The sequence below is a fragment of the Brevibacterium sp. ZH18 genome (assembly GCF_022748595.1).
Taxonomy (GTDB): Bacteria; Actinomycetota; Actinomycetes; order Actinomycetales; family Brevibacteriaceae; genus Brevibacterium.
In genome coordinates, this window is record NZ_JALDSX010000012.1 from 43461 (window position 1) to 65507 (window position 22047).

Consider the following 22047-nt stretch of genomic DNA (forward strand, 5'->3'; position numbering starts at 1 on the left):
ATAATGAGGCTGTGAACGAAGAGAACAGCAGTGCCCAAGCAGACACAACGACGATGAAGGCTATGAGCCAGACCGAATTCGGCGGCCCCGAGGTCCTCCACGAGGTGGAGCTGCCCAAGCCGAAGCCGGGACCGAGCCAGCTCCTCATCAAGGTGAAGGCATCAGGCGTGAACCCCACGGATTGGAAGCACCGAAGCGGCCCCCGCTTCCTCCCCGACCCACCGTACGTCCTCGGCTGGGACGTCTCCGGGGTGGTCGAACAGGTGGGCGTCGGCGTGACCCTGTTCAAACCGGGCGACGAAGTCTTCGGCATGTTGCCCTATCCCTTCGGCGTCGGCGCGCACGCCGAGTACGTTGTAGGTCCGACACGAGCCTTCGTGCCCAAGCCCGGCAGCGTCGACCACGTGCAGGCGGGAGCGATCCCACTCGTGGCGCTGACTGCGTGGCAGTCCTTGGTTGACACCGCGAAGATCACCCCCGGTGAACGGGTTCTCGTCCATGCCGCTGCAGGCGGAGTGGGGCACGTGGCGGTGCAGATCGCCAAGGCACGAGGCGCCTATGTCATCGGAACGGCGAGTGCACCGAAACATGATTTCGTCCGAGGACTGGGTGCTGACGAGATGATCGACTATCGCGAGGAAGACTTCGTCGAGAAGGTTCGCGACATCGACATCGCCTTTGACACCATCGGGGGTGACTACCAGCTGCGCTCTCTGAGAACTCTCAAGCCAGGGGGAATCATGGTGTCGACGGTTCCTGTCCCGGCCGAGGGACTCTCCGAGGAGGCTGAGGCTCTGGGTGTTCGGGCTAAAACCATACTCGTCGAGGCCGATCAGGCGGGCATGCTCGAAATCGCTGCCCTCGTCGAAAGCGGGCAGCTGCGGGCCACGATCGCAGACACATTCCCGCTGACAGATGCCGCGAAGGCTCATCAGGCAGGGGAGACCAACGCGACGACAGGCAAACTGGTGCTGACCATGGAATGAAGCTGACCATGAAGTGAGCGAGGAGGTGGGCCCCTCGGTGAAGCTGGCCGTTGACCTTAGCCGTGCACTCCATGCTCGTTGATCCAGATCCACCCCTCGGGCAGGGGTGCCCACGCGGCCACATCGCGTCTGGCCTTCGACCTGTCGGCGAGCACCACGACGCGCTTGGCGCGTTCGGCGATGAGCTCCTTCGTCCGTGCCTCGTCGAGGGTCGGCTCGCCGAGTCCCTGGGCAGGATCCACCGCGTCGGCGCCGAGGAACGCGACGTCGACGTGGATCCGACCGAGGGCGTAGTCGCTGAGTGCCCCCGTGGTTCCGTGCGACATCGTCGAGACCTCACCACCGACCATGATGACCTTCGGCCCCATCGGATGGGCGAGCGTGAGCGCGATCTCGAGGCCGCGCGTGATGACCGTGAGATCGGCCCGATCGCGGATGCGCTCGGCCAGCCGCACGGTCGTCGACCCGGCATCGAGGAAGATCGTGCGCACACTCGAATCCTTGATGTGAGTCAACGCCCAGGTCGCGATGGTGTCCTTCGCCTCGGCGTGGAGTTCCATCCTCTGCCCCAGAGGCGGCTCGACATAGCCGGCCGCTGTGGCCCCGCCGATCGTGCGGATGACCTCGCCGGACTCCGCCATCTCCCGCAGGTCGCGGCGGATCGTCGATTCGGACGTGTCCAACTCCGCGGCGAGCCGGGAGATCGACCACGAACCGGACTTGAGCAGCGACCGGATGTCGTCGCGGCGCTTCTGGGTGCCCGTGCGGATTGCCATGGTGTGAAGCTTACTTCGGCAGGTACTCGGTGCGGATCCCGTCGACGAACGGCGCGTATCCGATGGCGGCCGTGTACGCCGAGCGCATGGTGCCCGCATCGGCGATGCCTTGGCCCGCGATGTCGAAGGCCGTGCCGTGGTCGACCGAGGTGCGCAGGATCGGCAGTCCTACGGTGACCGAGATCGTACCGTCGAAATCGAAGGTCTTCGACGCGATGTGGCCCTGGTCATGGTACTGGGAGAGGATTCCGTCATAGCGGCCGCTCAGCCCCTGGTGGAAGACCGAATCCGCTGGGATCGGCCCGGCGACCTCGAGCCCACCTGCGACCACGCGCTCGACTGCCGGGCGCAGAATCTCGATCTCCTCGTCGCCGAACGCACCATTCTCGCCACCGTGCGGATTGAGCGCAGCGACGGCCAACCTCGGCGAGGGGACTCCGTAGAGCTGCAGGGCGCGGTGGGCGCGCTCGATGGAATCGACCTGGGTGTCGATCGTCAGGGCGTCGATGGCCTTGCGCAGCGACATGTGGCGGGTGGCGAAGAAGATCTGGAGCTTGTGGTTCGGCACCTTCGTGTTCTCGACGACGAACATCGTGTCCTGCTTCGTCACGCCCGTGAGCTCGCCGAGCATCTCCGTGTGGCCCAGGTGCTTCGAGCCAGACTTCCACACGGCTTCCTTGTTGATGGGACCGGTGACGATGCCCGCGATCTCCCGATCCATGGCGGCCTTCGTGGCCAGCTCGATCGAAGCGACGGCCGCGTGGCCGGCATGGGCATCGACGACGCCCCACTCGGGCAGGTCATCACCGAGGACGCCGATGTCGAAGACGTCGATGACTCCTTCGCCAGCGGCAGGTGTCGACCAGTCACTGATGGCACGGAGTTCGACGTCGAGGCCGAGGACGTCCACGGCCCGCTTCATCACGGCGAGGTCAGCGACGGCGACGCCATGCTGGTCATCGCGTCCGGCGAATTCAGAGAGGACCTTGGCGGTGATCTCGGGGCCGATTCCCACCGGGTCACCGACGGTCACAGCGAGTACGGGCGCGGTCATGTCATTCTCCTTGTGTTGTGTCATCAGTCTCGACGGTGCGGGAGGACGGGGTCCAGGCATTGGGCTCCGGTCTGATCTGTGAAATGTCATCCTTGTCCGACGCGGGAGGTCGCCATCAGGTAGTCGAGGCACTTGACGGCTGTGCTCGAGTCTCCGATGAGCCCGCCTTTCGTCACGATCGGCAGTCCGTCTGAGCTTCCTCCGACAAGGTGACCGCCCACGGCCAGCGGGATGATCTCCTTCTCGATCTCCATCCCGACCGCGCCGACGGCTCTCATCACCATGGCCGTGACATCGCCACCGGTCGTATAGAGGCCGGTGATGACAGGGGATGTCATGACTGCGGCTGCGATCATGGCCAGCCGCTTCGTCGTCAGCTCCGACTGCTCGTTGGTGAGATCAAGCAGGTCGCCCGACTCGAGTACGGTGGCGATGATGATCGCTCGCGCCGAGGTGACTTCCTCGACCAGCTCGAGTGTGGCATCGACGTCGGGGAGGTTCTCCTCATCGAGGACGGTACGGATGATGGTGATTGTGGGGTCGTCGGCCAGTGTGGCCAGCTGAGCTCGAGTCACCTCGGTGGCTGATCCCGAGATGCCGAGGATGGCGCCGCCGGGACGAGTCGGCAGCAGCGACAGCGCGAGGGCGAGGCTGCCGGGACCGGGGTCGATGGTCACCCAGTCGATGATCTCGCCGTTGCGCAGACCTGACCTTGCTCGGGCGCCGAAGCTGTCGTCCCCGGTGGGGTCTTCTGCGATTTCCTGAGTCACTGAGGCGACGACAGATCCGACGAGTCTGACGTGATCAGCAGTCAGGGCATCGGCGATGATGATGTCAGCCCCACCGGAGATGGCATCGAGGACCGCGGACCGAATCGCCCAGTGGCCGGAGAGCACCGTCGAGATCTCGATGAGGTGAGAGTCGAGATCGGTGCCGGTTCGCAGGATCGCGTCGACATCGGAGGTGTGCATGGGGGAGCGGACATCGTGTTTGAGCTCAGTGTGTTCGAGCAGTCGTCCCTCAAGGAGCTGTTGACCTTGGACGGTGGTTCGCCCCGCAGTGGGAAACGCAGGGACGCACAGACCCATGACCCGCTTCTTCTGTCCACCGTGTCCGGCGGCCGACTCGGCTACTTTCCTGCGGGCGTTGAGGGCCGCCTCTGCGGAGGGTCCGACATTGCCGCGCAGGGTTGTGTCGATACGGCAGGCGACGAGATCGATGTCGCTGGTGATGCTGATGAGCGATTCGGTAATCTCAGCGGCCTCCTCCGGCGGTAGGTGCCGGGAGTCGGCGTTGAGCACGACGGCGTCGTAGTCATCGAGAAGGTCATCGAGGTTGACCTTCTCACTCCGGTTCGTCCCGGTCACGGTGATGGTCCGCAGCCCCGCCTCGGCGAAGAGCGCACCGCAGGCGTTGCCGCCGGTCAGGTCGTCGGCGACGATGAGGATACGTGGGCTGGCCGCGTCACCGAATCCTGGTGCGGACTTGTCCGGCTTCGGAGCCGGGGGCGTGGAATGTTCACTCATACGATCAAGTCGAGCACAAACAGGAGCGGAAGGGAACAGATCCAGACCGCCGTCGTAATGCCCGACCAGCCCTTGATTGCGTTAATGCCGTCGAGGCCGGTGAAGCGGGTGACGACCCAGAAGTACGAATCGTTGAAGTACGAGAAGACCATCGAGCCGGCGGTGCACGCCATGACCGCGACCAGCGGGCTCAGACCCAGGGGTGCGATGAGCGGTGCGGTGACCGAGGCGGCGGTGATCATCGCAACCGTACCCGAACCCTGTGCCAAGCGTACGAGCGAGGCGATGAGGAACGGTACGAGGAGTGCGGGCAGACTGATCGAGGCGATCGCCTCGGCGAGGGCATCGCCGACGCCCGACTCGCGCAGCACCAGGCCGAAGCTGCCGCCGGCGCCGGTGATGAGCAGGATGAGTCCGGCGGATGCGGCGCCGTCGGCCAGCCAGCTCTGGACCGTGTTGTTCTTGGTCCGGTGCGGCAGGAGCGTGTAGACGGCGAGGACGAGGCCGATGATGAGCGCGACGACGGGGTTGCCGAGGAACGCCAGGGGTGCGACCCAGGAGGATGGTTCGTAGGCGTCGCCGGCGAGTTCTCCCTGAGCGTTCTTGTCGATCGCGGTGCTCACCGTGTTCGCGACGATGAGCAGCAGCGGGACGATGAGCGGGAGGAATCCGAGGAAGGCTCCCGGCTTCTTCGCGGAGGTGGTCCCATCGTCGGCGTCGGATGTGCCGGTGTCCGTGTTGTCCGCTGTGCCGGCTGTGTTCCAGTCGCTGCCGGTGAGCGTGTCGACTCCACCGCGGGAGGATCCTGCGGATCCTTCAGAGGCGGTGGCCGAGCCGGCCGAATGCGCATCCGCCGAGGCGGTGGTCACCGAACCGTAGACGTCGTGTTTGACGGCCTTGTTGAGGACGGGTTCGAGCTTGGGTCCGATCCAGCGGGCGTAGATGACGACGACGGGCAGGAGGCAGGCGGTGAAGACGAGGCCCGCGAGGATGACCGAACCGATGTCGGCGCCGAGGATGCCCGTCGCAGCGAGCGGCCCCGGGGTCGGCGGCACCATGTGGTGAGTCAAGGTCATGCCGCAGCCCAGTGCGAGTGCGAGGGTGACGTAGCCGCCCCTCTTCACACGGGCGATGGAGCGGGCGAGCGGGTTCATGATGACGTAGCCCGAGTCGCAGAAGACAGGGATGGACACGAGCGAGCCGACAGTGCCCATGGCCCAGGGCTCGCGGCCCTTGCCGAAGATGCGCAGGAAGGCTCGGGCCAGGGAGTCGGCGGCACCGGAGACTTCGAGGATCTTGCCGATGCCCACGCCGAGTCCGATGACGATGCCGATGCTGGCCAGAGTGTCACCGAAGCCCGTGGTGATGGAGTCGATGATCGAGAGCAGGTCTTGACCGGCGACGATGCCGGTGACGACCGCTGCCAGGAGAAGAGCGATGAAGGCGTCGAGCCGGGTCGCCAGGACGATGACGACGATCGTCACGATCCCGGCTACCAGAGCCAAGATGAGTTGCAGGTCCATGTGGTCCTCCGGAGTGAGGCCGGCTCAGCTGAGCCGGGGTAGAGCCGGGCCGACTCTCGGCGCGGCCCGGGGCTGGTTACCTTGGGCAGTTGCCGATGTCTGAGCTGTGGTGAGGTGCCGAGCGCGGGCATCGAACATGAGAGTCGGATGTGAAGTTGAACAACATGAGCAAATATTACTCATACATGAACATTTATGCAATGTTCGACGGCGCGGTTCGACGCTGCGGCTAGACGCTCGCGGCGCTGCACTTCAGGGCGGGTGGGCCGTCGACAATTCCTGCGGTCTCGTTTCGCATAACTACAATCGATTGCAATAATGTGATCCAGACTATATCGTTCTGATCATGTCGAACACCAGCGCTCGAAGACGAGCAACCGAAACAACCCGCCCGAGGCTCTTCGCCGACAAGTTCCGGTGGGTGATACTCACCGGAATCGTCGCCATCACCGTCATCAACTACGTCGACAGGGGAGCGATCTCCTACGCCGCTGAAGGCATCATGGGTGAGTACGCGCTCGACCCTGCCGAGTGGGGCAATGTGCTCGGCTTCTTCGGGTACGGCTACATGTTCGGAGCACTCATCGGCGGCTTCCTTGCCGACAAGATGGGGCCGAGATGGATGTGGACGGTTGCAACGTTGAGCTGGTCAGTCCTCGTCGTGGGTGTCATCTTCGCCGGAGACCTGGGCGTCGCACTCGCCGGTTCCGCTCTGGTCGGCTTTGCCGTCTTCCGCATTACGTTCGGCCTGGCTGAAGGCCCGACCTACGCAACAGTGAATAAGACGGTCGCCAATTGGGCGACCGTGAAGGAACGCGGCTTCATGTCCGCCGTCGGCCTGCTGGGAACCCCATTGGGGGCGCTGCTCACAGCGCCGATCGCCGTCGGACTCATCACTCTTACCGGATCGTGGCGCTGGGTCTTCGTCATCCTCGGTGCGGCAGGGTTCGTGTGGCTGTTCTGGTGGCTGCGGATCTTCACCAACCGTCCCGACGAGAACCCGCGTGTCTCACCGGTCGAGTTGCGCACGATCCGCAGTCAGGCCGACGTCCTCGCAGTGGAGACCACTGTCGACGAACCGAGCAGGAAGCTCGCCTGGTGGGACTTCTTCAAGAGTCGGACATTGGTCTTCAATGCCATCGGCTATTTCGCCTTCATGTACGTGAACTTCATGATCCTCACCTGGACTCCGCGCTACCTGCAGTCCGAGTTCGGGTTCGAGCTTGGATCGCTGTGGTATCTGGGCATGATCCCGTGGATCGGGGCCTGCTTCACCGTGCTCTTCGGCGGGCGGATCAGCGACTGGCTGCGACGCCGCACCGGTAGTCTGTGGATCGCTCGCAGCGGCTTCGCCATGGTCTCCTTGGCACTGACGACCATCTGCTTCCTCTTCATCCCCACACTGAATTCGGCTGCGGCAGTGTTGCTCGTCATGGCGATCGGCAATGCCCTGAACTCGCTGCCCAATGCGGTCTACTGGACCGTGGTCATCGACACCGCGCCGGAGCGCACAGGTACCTTCGGCGGAATGACGCACTTCATTGCGAATATTGCCGCAGTCGCAGCACCGACCGTCACCGGTTACATCGTCAGCGCTAGCGGCTTCGGCGGAATGTTCATCGCCACCGGTGTCGCCACCGGAATCGGAGTCATCGCCATGGCGCTCGTCCGTCCCGGTCGTTTAGGGGCGCCAGCGCGCAGATCCACCGGGGTCGGGGCATGACAGAGGGTACAGACGAGGAAAGACGCAGCGGGGGAGACGCAATGGACAGAAACTCACAGCTGACCGCATCGCGACGGACGTTGGAGTCCCTGCAGGACAGGCGATCCGGAGCTCGTCGGATCAACGCGATCGTCGACGTCGATGAGAGCCAGATCGACGAGGCTCAGATAGAGACGGCCGCTCGTCGTGGATCGTCGCTCGCTGGTCGGATCGTGGCCATCAAGGACATGATCGATGTCGCGGGAATGCCCACCCGATGTGGTTCCGACCTGGGCAGCGACACCCCGCAGACAGAGGACGCCGAGGTTGTCGCCAGTCTGCGACGTGCCGGTGCGATCGTCGGGGTCAAGACCGCAACGCACGAATTCGCCTATGGCCCGACCGGCGACGTGACGAACCGCGGGCCGGTTCTCAACCCGCACGACAAGACCCGAATGTCGGGCGGCTCCAGCGCCGGTTCGGCAGCTCTGCTGGGCGAAGGCTCGGTCGAACTGGCGCTGGGTACCGATACCGGCGGATCCGGGCGGACCCCAGCGGCCTTCTGCGGCGTCTACGGTCTGCGACCGACCTCGAATTCGCTGAGCGTGGACGGTGTCTTCCCGCTGGCCAAGAGCCTCGACACGGTCAGCCCGATGGCTAGAGACGCTGTAGGGCTGAGCGACCTGTGGGCCGCGCTCACCGGAGAAGCGATCGACGTGACGGTGAGGTCGGCCGACCTGACGATCGCCGAACTCGAAGGTGGGCAGTGGTCGAGTCTGCAATCCGAGGTCGCCGAGGCGGTCGTGACCGTACGTGCCCGCCTTTCCGAGCTGGGGCATCGGCTGACGAGAAGTGAACTGCCGGAGACTGCGCAGACCATCGAGCTCTACAATCTGGTCCAAGGCGCCGAGGCTGCTGCTGTGCACAGCGAGAATACGGCCGACCGTCCGCAGCTGTTCCAACCCGAGGTCCGCAGCCGCCTAGAAAGCGCCCGCGAGATTGCCGGATGGCAATACGTCAACGCACTTGAGGCGCTGATCAGCCTGCGTGAGCACTCTGATGACGTCTTCGGCGACGCGGACATTCTCCTGTGCGCCACCTCGCCGGTGACGGCGCCACTGGTCGGTGCCCGCAGCGGATTCGCCGCAGGCCGGACGTCTGCGCGCGAGGTGGCACTCCACCACACCATTCCCTTCAGTGTCCTCGGGCTGCCTGCTGTGAACATCCCGGTTTGGAGCGCAGGACGCCCGCTGCCGGCAGGAGTGCAGCTCGTCGCCCGTGCCGGAGCGGAATCCCACCTGCTCGCACTCGCCCAGGCCCTCGGCGACCTGCGCCACGTGAGCTGAGCAGCCGCTGGGGTGACACCCCCACCTCGGCGGTGGTGGAGGTCTTCTCAACAGGGGCAATGGCCGTGTATGGCGGCGAGATCGCACGGCGATGTTTGTACGATGGGAAGATGCAGAGTCCACAGGGTTCCGACGGCAGGCGAATCAGCCGCATCACCATGGCGGATATCGCTGCAGCCGCCGACGCAGACGTGTCGACGGTGTCACGCACCCTCAGCCGGGAACGGGACTCGATCCGGACCAAGAAGGGCAAGCGGATCTGGGAGATCGCCGACGAACTCGGCTATTCGCCCAACCTCACTGCCTCCTCGCTGCGGACGAACACGACCAAACTCATCGCAGTATTCGTCCCACGACTCCGCGACGAAGTCCTCGCCCTGATGTACGAAGGGATCGAGGAGGAGCTGCAGAAACACGGTTATCAGTGCATGGTGCTCTCGACCGGCGACGACCCCGATGTGCAGCTGGCCAAGCTCGATGTCGCGATTCAGCGCGGAGTCGACGGGATCCTCTTCGGTGACGCAATGGTCGGATCCAAGGTGCTTCCCAAGGTCAAGAAGGCCGGCATCCCGTATCTGCTCTTCAACCGTCCCTTGGAGGGCCACCGGTCGGTGACCTGCGACGACTTCGGCGGGGGAGTCCTCGCGGCGAAACACCTGATGGAGCTGACTGACGGGCCGCTCGTCGTCTACAAGGCGATGGACTATGCGATGAACCTTGTCCACCGGTCTGCAGGCTTCCTCCAGACGGTTCGCGAACATGGACGGATTGCCGTCGACGGATTCCACCTCAACGGGGGAATCTACGCCGAGGACGGAATGAGGGCAGCGCGGGAGATGGTCGCCGAGTCCCGTGCACCGTTCGGAGCATTCGTCGTCAACGACACAGCGGGAATCGGTGCTCTGGGCGAGTTCACACGATCCGGGCTCAAACCCGGCGATGATGTCTATGTCGTGGGCTTCAACGACATTTCGTTGGCCAAGGCCACCCCGATAGCGCTCACCACGATCGTCAGCCCCACGCGGGAACTCGGGCATCTGGCAGCCTCGTCGCTGCTGACGATCATCGGTGGTGGAGACCCCGAGTCGGTGCAGCTTCCGGTCGAGTTGGTTGTGCGCGAGTCCTCGACTCCGCTCGCGAAACAGTCCTGAATGCAGAAACAGTCCTGAATGCAGAAGCTGCCCGGTCGCAGGATACGACCGGGCAGCCAACGGTGGCCGAGATCAGCCGCGGCGGATCGTTCCCTGCTTCCAGTCGCTGATGTCGATGTTGAACGTGTCGTGGACATGGGCGAGCAGTTCGTCGATGTCGTCAAAGACAATGTGCGAGCCATTGCGGGTCTTCAGTGCCCACCGATCCTGCATCGCCACAAGTGACTGGCCGGCAGGCAGGGCAGAGCGCAGCTGGCCCAGCAGTCGATACTTCAGACCCTTCTCATTGACCAGGGCCGTGGCCGCTGAAACTTTCCGCGATGACCCGCACGCACCGCACATCAGGGCATCACATCTCCGCTGTTGGGCCCAAGTGTCTGCCCGGTGTAGAGATCCCCGCCGGGGGAGGACGCCAAGAGCAGCGCTGTCGGAGCGACCTCTTCCGGTGTGCCGAAGCGCCCGATGGGAAGCTCAGCCTGTTTGGCACTCTTCCACTCATCGCTGAGACCATCGACGAGCGGAGTGTGGATGGGCCCCGGCGCGATCGTATTGACGAGGATGTTCTCCGGTGCGAGTTCGAGAGCCATGGCCTTGGACATGCCGATGACTCCGGCCTTCGCCGCCACATAGTGGCTCAGCCCGGTTCCACCCTTGATCCCCAGCTGCGAGGAGATGTTGATGATCCGGCCACCGCCTCGGTGCTGGAGATGCGGCAGAGCGAAGCGTGCCGTGAGGAACACTCCTTTGAGGTCGATGTCGATCGTCCTCTCGAAGGTCTCGACACTCATCTGTGCCAACGGGGTTTCGTCGAGGATCCCGGCTGCCGAGACGACGATGTCGAGCCCGCCGAGGCGCTCTGCCGCTTCATCGATCGCCGACTTCATCGAGTCGGCGTCGGTGACATCGGCGGCCACGGCGATGGCCCGTCCATCGGCGGACAGCGATGCGGCAGTGGCTTCTGCCTGTTCGCCGTTGACGTCGAGGATGGCGACGGCAGCTCCCTGCTGAACGAAGAGCTTCGCAATCGCGGCCCCGATTCCACTGGCACCGCCGGTGATGAGGGCGGTCTTGGACTTCAGCTGTTCCTGTGTCATATCTTCCTTTGCCAGATGTCGTTCATTGTGGACCCGATTCTTCGCAGCTGCACGGGCTTCGTAGCTGTACGGGCTCAGCTGGGCCAGCGGATCGTGAGTCCGCCGTCGACGATCAATTCCTGGCCGGTGACATAGGCGCTGTCATCGCTGGTGAGGAATCGGATCGTGCGTGCGCATTCGTCGGTGGTGCCGACGCGGCCCCAAGGAATGATCTTTCCTGCGGCGTCAAGGCCCTCTTTGCCCAGCGAGTTCTTCCCGTCCAGTGACTGGGGGCTTTCGATGAGCCCTGGGATGACTGCGTTGACGCGAATCCCGCGAGGTGCCAGCTCGACGGCAAGCGATCGGCACAGTCCCAGGACGCCGGACTTCGCGGCGGCATAGTGGGCGTGCTCCTCCCAGCCGTACACGCCGCCCGCGATCGACGAGGTGGCGACCATCGCTCCGCCGCTGCTCATCTTCGCGGCTGCTGCCTGGAATACGCGGAAGACTCCGTTGAGGTCGACGTCGAGCATCTCACCCCACGAGTCATCGGTCATGTCGTCGATCGAGTTGCGGCGCAGAATTCCTGCCGCGGCAACGGCGATGTCGAGTCGACCGAACTCGTCGATGGCTGCCTGCGCCATGGCTTCGCATTCCTCGGTGCTGCGCACATCGGCGGGCAGTGCGATGCACTTGGCGCCTTCGGCCTCGACTGCCGAGATCGTCTGCTGGACGTCGTGATCGTCGCCGGGGATGTAGTTGACCACGCTGTGGGCTCCGGCCCGGGCGTACGCGACGGCCAATGCCTGGCCGATACCGCTCGCGCCGCCGCTGATCAGAGCGACCTTTCCTGCCAGTCCATCATCGTTTGCCATTGATTCGTCTCCTCTTGTTCGTTGGTTGTTCTGTTCTGAACCGGTCTTCGCAGCTGTCGGTGGTCATCGCGACTGTGGGGTCTTCACTGTTCGACCTTGCGGGTGCCGAGCATGCACAGTGCTGCCAGGAACAGGCCTGCTGTTCCAGTGAAGACGGCGGCCCAAGTCATGCTGACGCCGGCGACGAGCAGGAAGCTCAGCAGTCCGGAGTCGATGATGCTGCCCATCGGTGCCATGACGTGGGCGACGTTGGTGCCCATGCCGCGCACGTGTGCGGGGAAGGACTCGCCCATGTAGTAGAGCAGGGCCGCGAAGGGGCCGGTCAGGAAGAACAGCGTGAGACCGTACATGGCGATGATGAAGAAGGTTCCACCGGGAACCAGCAGCATGACCAGTGAGGCGATTCCGCCGGCAAGCCATCCGAAGATGACTGTCGAACGTCGGCCGATGCGATCGCCGAGCCAGCCGTGGAAGAGGTAGCCGACGAACCCGACGGCATTGGCTCCGACGAGGATGACCAGGGCGTTCTCGAAGCTGACTCCCTTGGACTCGACGAGGACTGTCGTACCCAGGACGGAGAAGACCTGAATGCCGATCCAGCTGAACAGCCATGCCGCGGCGAGCAGAGTGGTGTGACGCCAGAGAGTCTTCGTGAAGACGTCCTTGATGCCGGTTCTCTCACCGGAGTCCGGTTCGAGTTCGTGTTCGTCGAGCAGTCTTGCCGCACCAGCCTCATCACCGGCTTCGGCGCGACGACGGGATTCCTTCATCGCGGCGAAGACCGGGGATTCGGGCAGTCGGGTGGCGACCAGTGCAACGCACAGCGCGAGAACCGCAGCTACGACGAAGCTCCAGCGCCAGCCGATGACCGGCAGCAGCAGAGCGGACATACCGGCTGCTACGAGTGCGCCGATCGGATATCCGGCCTGAACGACAGAGTAGAAGAGGCCCTTGTTCTTGACCTTGCGGTAGATCTCGGAGAGATAGACCGCGTTGACCACTTCCTCGGAGAGCGAGAGGCCGGTCAGCGAGCGGACGATGATCATGCTGACCGCGCCCATCGCCATGCCCGTCATCCCCGATGCCACTGCACCCGCCAGCATGAGGATGATGAGGGCGTTCTTTCGACCCAGGCGGTCGATGAGTGATCCGACTACGAGGGAGACGATGAAGACGCCCACCTGAGCAACGGTGTTGACAGTGGTGGCCTGCGCGGTGCTCCAGCCGAAGTCTTCAGCGATGACTGGAAGCAGTGTCCCGAACAGGGTGAAGTCGTAGACGGAGACGATCCACGCCACGAAACACACGGCTGAGATCTGGCGGATGATCTTCGGGGTGAGCTCCAGGTCTCAGGGTGCTGGTTTCTGCCCCTGGGCGGGAGCTTCATTCGTCGTACTCATATGTGATCCTCGTCAGCGACCGGAGCCGCCTCAGCCCTTCTTCCGCGGTGAGCGCTGGGCGAAGTTCGTGGCAACGTCCTTCATGTAGGCGAACTCGACGCCCTCGTGGGAGGCCATGTGGTCGAAGAGGCGCTCGAGCATGAGGAGGTTCTGCGGACGACCGGAGACGTCGGGGTGGATGGTGATGGGGAAGACTGCGTAGTCCATTTCGCGGTAGACCCAGTCGAACTGGTCGCGCCAGAGGTCTTCGACGACGCGTGGGGAGACGAAACCGTGCGAGGTGAACGAGGACTTGATGAACATCATCGGAGGCAGATCGTCGAGGTACCAGGAAGCCGGAATTTCGATCAGATCGGTCTCGGTGCCGCGGACGAGTGGCTTCATCCACTCGTGTGCAGATTCGGCCTCGTAGTTGATCTTGGTCCATTCGTCGCCGACGCGAACGTAATAGGGGGTGTGGTCGTCGTGCATGAGGGAGTGGTCGTAGAGGAATCCACGCTCGGCGAGGAGTTCGTTGGTGACGGTGGAGAATTCCCACCACGGCGCGACATAGCCGACGGGCTTGGTGCCGGACCGCTCGGTGATGAGGTCCGTGCAGTAGTCGAGAATCTCCTCTTCCTGCTTGCGCGTCATGGCCAATGGGTTCTCGTGGGAGTAGCCGTGGACGCCGATCTCATGTCCGGCTTCGACGACCTTGTCGAACTGTTCGGGGAAGGTCTCGATGGAGTGGCCGGGCCAGAACCAGGTGGCCGGCATGTTCCTGCGGCCGATCAGTTCGAGCAGTCGGGGAACGGCGACTTCACCGGCGAACATTCCGCGAGAGATGTCGCCGGGGGAGTCCTCACCGCCATAGGAGCCCAGCCAACCTCCGACAGCGTCGACGTCGATTCCTACGGACACGTAGATCTTCTTGGACATGTGAACTCCATTTCTCCATTGACATGTGTTTTGCTGCGAACGGCAGCCTTCGAATCGGTCGTCGACAGAACCATCAGGTGTTGTGTTCCTAGTGGATCGTCGGTCTGAAGACAGCGTGCGTTTTCGTCGGATCTGGTTGGGATCCGAGCTGTTCGCCGTCGTCTGCGACTCGTGAGCATTCATTTTTGCAATCGATTGTAAAACCGATAGTGCGACTTTAGCGCAGACATATGTGGTGCGCAACACTTTCTTGCCTGAATGGCTCGTTGGGTCTGCGGGGGTGGCGATCGACCCCGTTGTTTTATACCCCTAAGGGGTATACGGTGGTGGAATGGGAGCACATCACGAACCTGAGAATCACACCAGCCACGAAGGTGTCGATGACCATACGAGCCACGACGGCCACGGCGGCCACGCTGGCCACGACGGCCATGTCGCGCAATTCCGTCGACTGTTCTGGATCATGCTCGTCATCGCGATCCCTGTCGTTGCGTTCAGCCCAATGTTCGGCCACCTCGTCGGCTACGAGGTCCCGGAGGACGGTGTCCTCGGGTGGCTGCGGTGGCTTTCGCCGATACTTGGCACTGTCATGTACTTCTGGGGCGGCAAGCCGTTCCTGACCGGCGGGCTGAGCGAGATGAAGGAACGCAATCCGGGCATGATGCTCCTCATCGCCTTGGCCATCACCGTCGCCTTCCTGTCCTCGTGGGGGTCCTCGCTCGGACTCCTTGATGCCGAACTCGACTTCTGGTGGGAGCTGGCGCTTCTCGTCGTCATCATGCTGGCCGGGCACTGGCTGGAGATGCGCTCCTTGGCACAGACCTCTTCGGCGCTCGACAGCCTGGCGGCCCTGCTGCCCGATGAGGCGGAGATGATTGTCGACGGGGAGACTGTGATGGTCGACCCGGCTGCTCTCAGGCTCGGCGATACGGTCGTGGTCCGTCCCGGTTCTTCTGTTCCCGCCGACGGTCGGGTCATCGACGGCTCGGCCAGCATGGACGAATCCATGGTCACGGGCGAATCGACGACCGTCCGCCGTTCGGTAGGTGACAGAGTTGTGGCAGGCACCATCGCCACGGACTCCGGGCTGCGCATCGAGATCACAGCGATCGGTGATGACACCGCACTCGCCGGCATTCGAAAGCTGGTCGCTGAGGCTCAGAACTCGACATCGCGGGCACAGCGCATCGCAGACACGGCCTCGGCCTGGCTGTTCTGGTTTGCACTCGGCTCCGCCGTGATCACCGCGCTTGTCTGGTCGATCGTCGGCATGCCGGACTCGGCGGTCGTGCGGACCATCACCGTCCTCGTCATCGCCTGCCCCCACGCCTTGGGCCTGGCCATTCCGCTCGTCGTATCCATCGCCACCGAGCGCGCAGCCCGCGCGGGAGTCCTCATCAAAGACCGCTTGGCGCTGGAGACGATGCGTTCCGTCGACTCGGTGCTCTTCGACAAGACGGGCACGCTGACTAAGGGCGAACCGACAGTCACCGCGGTCGAGATTACGACCAATGACTACACCGAGGATGAGACCCTTGGGCTCGCGGCGGCTGCTGAGGCCGACAGTGAGCACCCATTGGCACGTGCGATCGTTCGCGCCGCCCAGAGCCGTGGTCTCGATGTCCCGGCAGCGACGAATTTCTCGTCCTCCCCGGCGGTCGGCGTGAAGGCTGAGGTCAATGGCGCCGAGGTGGCTGTGGGCGGACCGAATCTGCTTCGTGAGCATGGCGTGGACGAGGCCTCCATCGTCAGACGGTGGAGCGGAGAAGGGGCCATCATCCTTCATGTTCTTGTCGATGGACGCGTCATCGGAGCACTGAAGCTGGCTGACGAGATCCGACCTGAATCCCGCGAGGCCGTCGATGCGCTGCACCGGCACGGAGCACAGGTCGTCATGATCACCGGTGACGCCGAGGCGGTTGCGCAGACGGTGGCCGCTGAGCTCGGCATCGACCGAGTCTTCGCCGGTGTCCATCCTGCTGACAAGGCCGCAAGGGTCGCCGAGCTGCAGGGGGAGGGCCGTAGGGTCGCCATGGTCGGTGACGGAGTCAACGACGCGCCCGCGTTGGCTGCCGCAGATGTCGGCATCGCCATCGGAGCAGGAACCGATGTGGCCATTGGTTCGGCGGGAGTCATTCTTGCGTCCGATGACCCGAGGTCCGTGCTCTCAGTCATCGAACTCTCACGGGCGACGTTTCGGAAGATGAAGCAGAACCTGTGGTGGGCTGCCGGCTACAACCTCATCTCGGTGCCGCTGGCCGCCGGTGTGCTGGCCCCCATCGGCTTTGTGCTGCCGATGAGCGTAGGAGCGATCCTCATGTCGATCTCCACGATCGTGGTCGCGCTCAACGCCCAGCTGCTGCGTCGGCTGGACCTTCGCCCGGAGGTGTCGGTGTCAGCCTCACAGTGAGAAAGGCCCTGGCAGGAGCCGAAGTTCCTGCCAAGGCCCTTGTCCGAGAGGCGAGGTTACCGCGTCAGAGTCTGATCGATCGAGCTGCCGCCGATGCCCAGAGTCACCTGCGTTCCCCAAGGGTCGGAGAGGCGGACCGAACGTCCGTTGTCGGCGAAGTCCATCTTGCGGGCCTTCAGGCGAGCGACGAGTGCGTCGAGGTCCTCGCGGCCGGGGACGGTGATTGCGACATCCCCGAGGCCGAGGCTGGCCGCACGTGGACCGGCGCCGCGGCTGTTCCAGGTGTTCATCGCGACGTGGTGGTGGTAGCCACCGGCTGAGGCGAAGAGGACGCCTGGCATCGAGGCAAGAGTCGGCTCGAAGCCGAGTGCGTCGACGTAGAACTTCCGCGCTGTCGGCACGTCGCCGACCTGCAGGTGGACGTGGCCGATGATGCCCGGAAGGGTATTGGCCTGGGCCAGAGTCTGTTCGTCGAGGTGCTCGGCCAGGAAGGCGTTCGGGTCGAGGTAGATCGTGTCCATGCGGACCTCGCCGTCGGCTGAGAGCTTCCACTCCGAGCGGTCGCGGTCGACGTAGAGTTCGATGCCGTTTCCCTCTGGGTCGGTGAAGTAGAAGGCCTCGCTGACGAGGTGGTCGCTCGAGCCGACGAACTGGCTGTTCGTGTTCTGTGCGGCGTGGGCGACGGTTGCGGCCAGGGAGGCCTGGTCCTCGAAGAGGAACGCGGTGTGGAAGAGGCCAGCCTGGGTGCGGTCGACGCCGGGCAGATTCGGGGTGGCGACGAGCTTGACCAGCGGGGAAGTGCCGCGGCCGAGGACGCGGTGGATCTCATTGCCGCGTGAGACCTCTTCGAGGGGCTCCATCGCGAGGGCGCTGGAGTAGTAAGTCGACATCTTCTCGAGATCGCCGACGCGCAGGGTGACGGCGTCCATTCCGGTGTCGGCGCTGAGCAGGGTGTCGTTGACGACGGCTGATTCAGCGGGTGATGCTGTGGTGTTCTCGATGACGGTCATGTCGTCCTCCTGGCGATGCGAATGGCTGCGATCTCTATAGTTTAACTTTCAATTACCACTGTACAGAGGTGTTACTGGAAGCGCAAGGCTGTTATTCCCGTGCACTGATCCGGCTGTCTCTGGTGCCGCCGAGTCCTGCGTCTGAGTGGCCACGGGTCAACACGCTCGAGCGGGCGAACCGCAGATCGTGATACGACAGAACCACATGCTGACTGCGGATGCCCAAGACCTCCGCGGCCGACTTCAAAGGAGATGATGGCATGAACGGCGCCGAGAGCCTGCTGGAGACACTGGGGCACAACGGAATCGAGGTGTGTTTCGCGAACCCCGGAACGTCGGAGATGCACTTCGTGGCTGCACTCGACCGGCAGCCCCATGTCCGAGGAGTCCTCGGACTCTTCGAAGGAGTCGTGACCGGTGCCGCCGACGGGTACTCGAGAATGCTCGACAAGCCCGCCGCCACCCTGCTTCACCTGGGGCCTGGCGCTGCCAATGGTCTGTCCAGTCTGCACAACGCGCTGCGCGCTCGCGCCTCGATGGTCAATATCATCGGCGATCATGCCGGTTACCACCGGGGCCTCGACGCCCCGCTGACCTCGGATATCGAAGGAGCGCTGCGACCCTTCAGCAACTGGGTCCGGACCTCGCCATCGGCGAATGCGATCGCCAAAGATGCCGCCGACGCCATCGGCTACAGCCTTCCCGGCAAGATCAGTTCTCTCATCCTTCCTGCTGACACCGCGTGGAACACCGCAGATCAGTACACGACCCCACCGGCCGCGGTCACGCCCCCGTCAGCCGCAATTGACCCTGCCGTGGTTGACGCTGCGGCAGTCCGACTGAGGGATTCTGGACCACGCACGGCCATCCTCCTCGGCGGGCGTGCTCTGCGATCCGCGCAGCTCGAGGTGGCTGCTCAGATCGCAGCGGCCACCGGTGCAACCCTGTTGGCGGAGACCTTCGCCGCGCGCACCGAACGTGGTGCCGGTCGGCCGACGGTGACGAAGATTCCCTATCCCGTCGAGCCGTCCGTCGAGCTGCTGAAGAATTTCGATGCGTTCGTGTTCATCGATGCGAAACCGCCCGTTGCGTTCTTCGCCTATCCCGACAAGCCGAGCGTGCTCACCCAGCCGGGGTCGATGTTCTTCACGCTCAGCCCCATCGGCGCCGACTCGCTGCAGACACTCGGCGCGCTGCGTGATGCCGTCGGTTCGGGAACCTCAGAAACCACCCTCGCCGAGGCTGCCAGCAGTTCATCTGCCTTCCCGTCGGTGCGTGCGGAGTTGGCTCCGGCCCCCGTTCCCAGCGGCACCATCACCGTGGGGAAGCTTGCCGCCTGGCTTTCCGGGGCGATCCCGGAGAACGCGATCGTCGTTGACGAATCGATCACCACGGGTCGGGACTTCTACGCTCAGACGGCTGGGTCGCAGCCGCACGACTACCTCGGCGGGACGGGTGGATCCATCGGTTGGGCGTTGCCGGTCGGCGCGGGGGCTGCGATCTCGAGCCCTGAGCGGAAGGTCGTGGTCCTGGAGTCCGATGGTTCAGGAATGTACATGCCGCAATCGCTGTGGACCTATGCCCGTGAGCAGCTCGACATCGTCGTCCTCATCTTTGCCAACCGGAAATATCAGATTCTGCGCAATGAGATGTCGAACGTCGGCGTCCCCGCCTTCGGCCCGAAGGCGGAATCGCTGCTCGACATCGGCAACCCGGATATCGACTGGGTCTCGCTCTCTCAGGGTATGGGAGTTCCGGCGACCAGAGTCGAGACGATCGAGGAGCTCGATCGGGACTTCCGGTCGGGCTTGTCAGATTCCGGTCCTCGGCTCATCGAGGTGCTGCTGTAGCGCAGAATATCTGCACGCCTGGGAGCAGTCGACGTGGCCGCCAGGATGAAGCAGGGCCAGTCCCGATAGGGTGGATTCCATGAAGTCAGTTCCTCGGGCATTTTCTGCCCTGTCGGTGGCGGTCGCCCTCGTGCTCGCCGGATGCAGCTCCGACAACAGCGCTGGCGGTGACGCCGAAGCCGGGCAGAGCGCTGAAGTGCCGTCGGGGGCGTTCAAGGACACTGGCGAGCTCGGAGAGTTCCTACTCGGCAGCATCGACGAGGTCGAAGTGCACCGAGAATCCGAGAGCAATCCGGACTTCGACAAAGATAATGAGGCCGACCGGCTTCATGTCGAGTTCCCCTCAGTGGGCAAGCCGAACTCGGATCAGAAGGCGACTGCGGATGCGGTCCAGGGTGCAGCCAGCGCGGACTTCGACTACGACGTGCTCATGGTCACCGGCACTACGGACACCGGCACCTGGTCATACATGTACAGTGCCGACACCGTCGACAAGCTGACCAAGGACGGCGCGGTCGTCGAGGCCGACTCGGTCTGGGACTCGGCTGATCAGGTGTACGACTCCGTGCATCAGTGATTCGCCTGGCAGTACCTGGCATCGCCGCTGATAGTCAGCCGCGGGCAATCGCTCACCAACTATTGGGCCGGGGACAGGGCCCCGACTCATCAGAGAAGGGGCCCTGCAGAGATAAGAAAACCGGAACTCGGTCAGGCTCGGGGGTCGACGATGATCTTCACATGATGCTCGTTGTTGTTGATGAGTTCGTCGAACCCGCCCGTGATCAGCTCATCGAGACCGATGCGACCAGTGATAAAGGGCGAGAGATCAAGTTCGCCGCTGCGCACGAGCTCGATCGTCGCAGGGTGATCGCCCGAGTACCCGATGGTACCGCGGAGATCGATCTCCTTGAGCACGAGTTTCGGCATGTCGACCTCTGGCTTATGTCCCCAGATGGAGACATTGACGACGACCGCGCCAGGGCGAATAGCGTCGAGGAGCATGTCGAGAACGACGGGTACTGATGCGCATTCGAAGCCGACGTCTGCACCACGACCATTCGTGCGTTCGCGGACCTTTTCCGCCACGTCACCCTCGCGCGGATCCAAGACTTCGTCTGCGACTCCCGTCGAGATCGCCATCTTCTTCCGTGCCTCGGAGAGCTCAGAGATGTAAACGGTCAGCCCCTGGGCTTTGAGCACTGCGGCAGTGAGCAGGCCGATCGGACCAGCTCCACCGACGATAGCGACCTGCCCGGATTCTGCTCCGGACCGGACAACCGCGTGGTGAGCCACGGAGAGAGGCTCGATGAGTGCCGCTTGGTCGAGTGGAATATCGCCTATGGGGTGCACCCACCGACGTTGAACCACGATCTTCTCCGCCAGACCTCCGCCGCGACCGCCGAGCCCGATGAAGTTCATATCTTTCGACAGCTGATAGCTCTGGCCGATACTGGTATCGACGTCATCAGCGATGATGTAGGGCTCAACGACGACGTTTTGGCCGACCTCGAGGTCTGCGACGCCTTCGCCGAGGCTGGTGATCGTTCCAGAGAACTCGTGTCCCATGGTCACCGGTGCGGATTCTCCGGAGATCGGGTGAGGATGCCCTGCCGGGGGTACGAAGATCGGGCCTTCGAGGTACTCGTGCAGATCAGTGCCGCAGATCCCGCACCAGGCGACGTCGATGGCGACAGTTCCGGGGAGAAGTTCAGGCTCGGAGATGTCTTCGATTCGGATGTCATTGCGGTCGTAGAAACGTGCTGCCTTCATGAACATGCCCTTCGTCATTGAGAACAGAGCCGTGTCGGCTGTCAGTCGGTTCGATCGACAATATGCGACGGCCGTGGCTCATGTTCGAGACTCTACTCGGTGGGTTCGTCGACTGTACTTGCCGTTCATTGACAGGCGAGAACTTCCGGCATCCGTTGCGATGCCGGACAGTTGCAGTTCAGAAAAGCGAGCAGGGGCTGCCTACTTCTCCACAACGACACCATCGGGATCGGCGAATACCATCGCACCGGGACGGATAGTCGCGCCACCGATCTCAACCGTGACGTCTACCTCGCCTGCGCCGGCTTTGGAGCTCTTGCGCGGGTTGCTCGCCAGAGCCTTGACCCCGATGGCCATCGACTTCATTGCCACGCGGTCGCGGATGGCGCCATTGATGACGACACCGGACCAGCCGTTGCTGACCGCGGATTCGGCGATCATGTCGCCCATCAGGGCAGTCGAAATCGAGCCGCCACCGTCGACGATGAGAACAGCACCGTCGCCGGGCTCAGACAGCGTCGACTTCACGAGTGCATTGTCTTCGAAGCAGCGAATCGTTCGAGCCGGACCCGAGAACAAATCCTTTGCACCGAAGTCACCGAAGTTCAGCGCCAGCGATTCGAGTTCCGGTCCTCGTTCGTCCCAGAGATCAGCGGTTGAGACTGTCATAATGATTC

General features: G+C 63.5%; 19 protein-coding genes. 7 read left to right on the forward strand and 12 right to left on the reverse strand.

Translation table 11 applies throughout. The features are described from left to right. The first annotated feature begins 11 nt into the window (after window positions 1–11). A complete protein-coding gene (locus MPN20_RS06830; protein ID WP_242780749.1) occupies window positions 12–986 on the forward strand; it encodes an NADP-dependent oxidoreductase in 975 nt (324 codons plus the stop codon). 56 nt (window positions 987–1042) lie between these two features. Here MPN20_RS06830 and MPN20_RS06835 read toward each other — a convergent pair whose 3' ends face one another. The 4 genes from MPN20_RS06835 to MPN20_RS06850 form a co-directional block, all read right to left on the reverse strand. Beyond that, window positions 1043–1762, reverse strand: coding sequence for a DeoR/GlpR family DNA-binding transcription regulator (locus tag MPN20_RS06835; RefSeq protein WP_242780750.1), 720 nt, complete (start codon window positions 1760–1762; stop codon window positions 1043–1045). 10 nt (window positions 1763–1772) lie between these two features. Beyond that, the gene (gene pdxA, locus MPN20_RS06840) at window positions 1773–2816 is read right to left on the reverse strand and encodes a 4-hydroxythreonine-4-phosphate dehydrogenase PdxA (RefSeq protein WP_242780751.1); all 1044 of its coding nucleotides are present in this window, start codon (window positions 2814–2816) and stop codon (window positions 1773–1775) included. A gap of 86 nt (window positions 2817–2902) precedes the next feature. Beyond that, a complete protein-coding gene (locus tag MPN20_RS06845) occupies window positions 2903–4342 on the reverse strand; it encodes a four-carbon acid sugar kinase family protein (RefSeq protein WP_242780752.1) in 1440 nt (479 codons plus the stop codon). Continuing rightward, window positions 4339–5865 (reverse strand): SLC13 family permease, encoded by a 1527-nt coding sequence (locus tag MPN20_RS06850; RefSeq protein WP_242780753.1) that lies wholly within the window; start codon window positions 5863–5865, stop codon window positions 4339–4341. The genes MPN20_RS06845 and MPN20_RS06850 overlap by 4 nt, the downstream gene beginning before the upstream one ends. Window positions 5866–6211: 346 nt before the next feature. Here MPN20_RS06850 and MPN20_RS06855 point away from each other — a divergent pair, with 346 nt between their 5' ends. The 3 genes from MPN20_RS06855 to MPN20_RS06865 all read left to right on the forward strand — a co-directional run bounded on the left by MPN20_RS06855 (window position 6212) and on the right by MPN20_RS06865 (window position 10064). After that, window positions 6212–7588, forward strand: a complete 1377-nt coding sequence (locus MPN20_RS06855) for an MFS transporter (RefSeq protein ID WP_242780754.1) — start codon at window positions 6212–6214, stop codon at window positions 7586–7588. Window positions 7589–7629: 41 nt separating this feature from the next. Continuing rightward, on the forward strand, window positions 7630–8913 hold the full coding sequence (locus tag MPN20_RS06860) for an amidase (RefSeq protein ID WP_242780755.1): 1284 nt from the start codon (window positions 7630–7632) through the stop codon (window positions 8911–8913). A 110-nt stretch (window positions 8914–9023) separates the two neighbouring features. Continuing rightward, the gene (locus MPN20_RS06865) at window positions 9024–10064 is read left to right on the forward strand and encodes a LacI family DNA-binding transcriptional regulator (RefSeq protein WP_242780756.1); all 1041 of its coding nucleotides are present in this window, start codon (window positions 9024–9026) and stop codon (window positions 10062–10064) included. Window positions 10065–10136: 72 nt separating this feature from the next. On the opposite strand, the gene MPN20_RS06870 is transcribed toward MPN20_RS06865, so the two are convergent. The 5 genes from MPN20_RS06870 to MPN20_RS06890 form a co-directional block, all read right to left on the reverse strand. Further along, the gene (locus MPN20_RS06870; RefSeq protein ID WP_242780757.1) at window positions 10137–10406 is read right to left on the reverse strand and encodes a hypothetical protein; all 270 of its coding nucleotides are present in this window, start codon (window positions 10404–10406) and stop codon (window positions 10137–10139) included. After that, complete coding sequence (locus MPN20_RS06875) at window positions 10406–11158, reverse strand: SDR family NAD(P)-dependent oxidoreductase (protein WP_242780758.1); 753 nt, start codon at window positions 11156–11158, stop codon at window positions 10406–10408. The genes MPN20_RS06870 and MPN20_RS06875 overlap by 1 nt, the downstream gene beginning before the upstream one ends. 74 nt (window positions 11159–11232) lie before the next feature. Next, window positions 11233–12012 carry an SDR family oxidoreductase gene (locus MPN20_RS06880; RefSeq protein ID WP_242780759.1) on the reverse strand — a complete coding sequence of 260 codons (780 nt, stop codon included), beginning with the start codon at window positions 12010–12012 and terminating at the stop codon, window positions 11233–11235. An 83-nt stretch (window positions 12013–12095) separates the two neighbouring features. After that, window positions 12096–13319 (reverse strand): MFS transporter, encoded by a 1224-nt coding sequence (locus tag MPN20_RS06885; RefSeq protein WP_242780760.1) that lies wholly within the window; start codon window positions 13317–13319, stop codon window positions 12096–12098. Window positions 13320–13442: 123 nt separating this feature from the next. Continuing rightward, window positions 13443–14330 (reverse strand): polysaccharide deacetylase, encoded by an 888-nt coding sequence (locus MPN20_RS06890; RefSeq protein WP_242780761.1) that lies wholly within the window; start codon window positions 14328–14330, stop codon window positions 13443–13445. 331 nt (window positions 14331–14661) lie between these two features. Between MPN20_RS06890 and MPN20_RS06895 the strand changes: the two genes are divergently transcribed. Next, complete coding sequence (locus MPN20_RS06895) at window positions 14662–16740, forward strand: heavy metal translocating P-type ATPase (protein WP_242780762.1); 2079 nt, start codon at window positions 14662–14664, stop codon at window positions 16738–16740. A 56-nt stretch (window positions 16741–16796) separates the two neighbouring features. Here MPN20_RS06895 and MPN20_RS06900 read toward each other — a convergent pair whose 3' ends face one another. Then, on the reverse strand, window positions 16797–17750 hold the full coding sequence (locus MPN20_RS06900) for a VOC family protein (protein WP_242780763.1): 954 nt from the start codon (window positions 17748–17750) through the stop codon (window positions 16797–16799). Window positions 17751–17968: 218 nt separating this feature from the next. Between MPN20_RS06900 and MPN20_RS06905 the strand changes: the two genes are divergently transcribed. Both MPN20_RS06905 and MPN20_RS06910 read left to right on the forward strand, forming a co-directional pair. Next, window positions 17969–19600, forward strand: a complete 1632-nt coding sequence (locus tag MPN20_RS06905) for an acetolactate synthase large subunit (protein WP_242780764.1) — start codon at window positions 17969–17971, stop codon at window positions 19598–19600. A 79-nt stretch (window positions 19601–19679) separates the two neighbouring features. Next, complete coding sequence (locus tag MPN20_RS06910) at window positions 19680–20177, forward strand: hypothetical protein (RefSeq protein ID WP_242780765.1); 498 nt, start codon at window positions 19680–19682, stop codon at window positions 20175–20177. A 131-nt stretch (window positions 20178–20308) separates the two neighbouring features. On the opposite strand, the gene MPN20_RS06915 is transcribed toward MPN20_RS06910, so the two are convergent. After that, window positions 20309–21370: a 2,3-butanediol dehydrogenase gene (locus MPN20_RS06915; RefSeq protein ID WP_242780766.1), complete on the reverse strand. Its 1062-nt coding sequence runs from the start codon at window positions 21368–21370 to the stop codon at window positions 20309–20311. Between the two features lie 201 nt (window positions 21371–21571). Next, on the reverse strand, window positions 21572–22039 hold the full coding sequence (rraA, locus tag MPN20_RS06920) for a ribonuclease E activity regulator RraA (RefSeq protein ID WP_242780767.1): 468 nt from the start codon (window positions 22037–22039) through the stop codon (window positions 21572–21574). Between the last annotated feature and the right edge of the window lie 8 nt (window positions 22040–22047).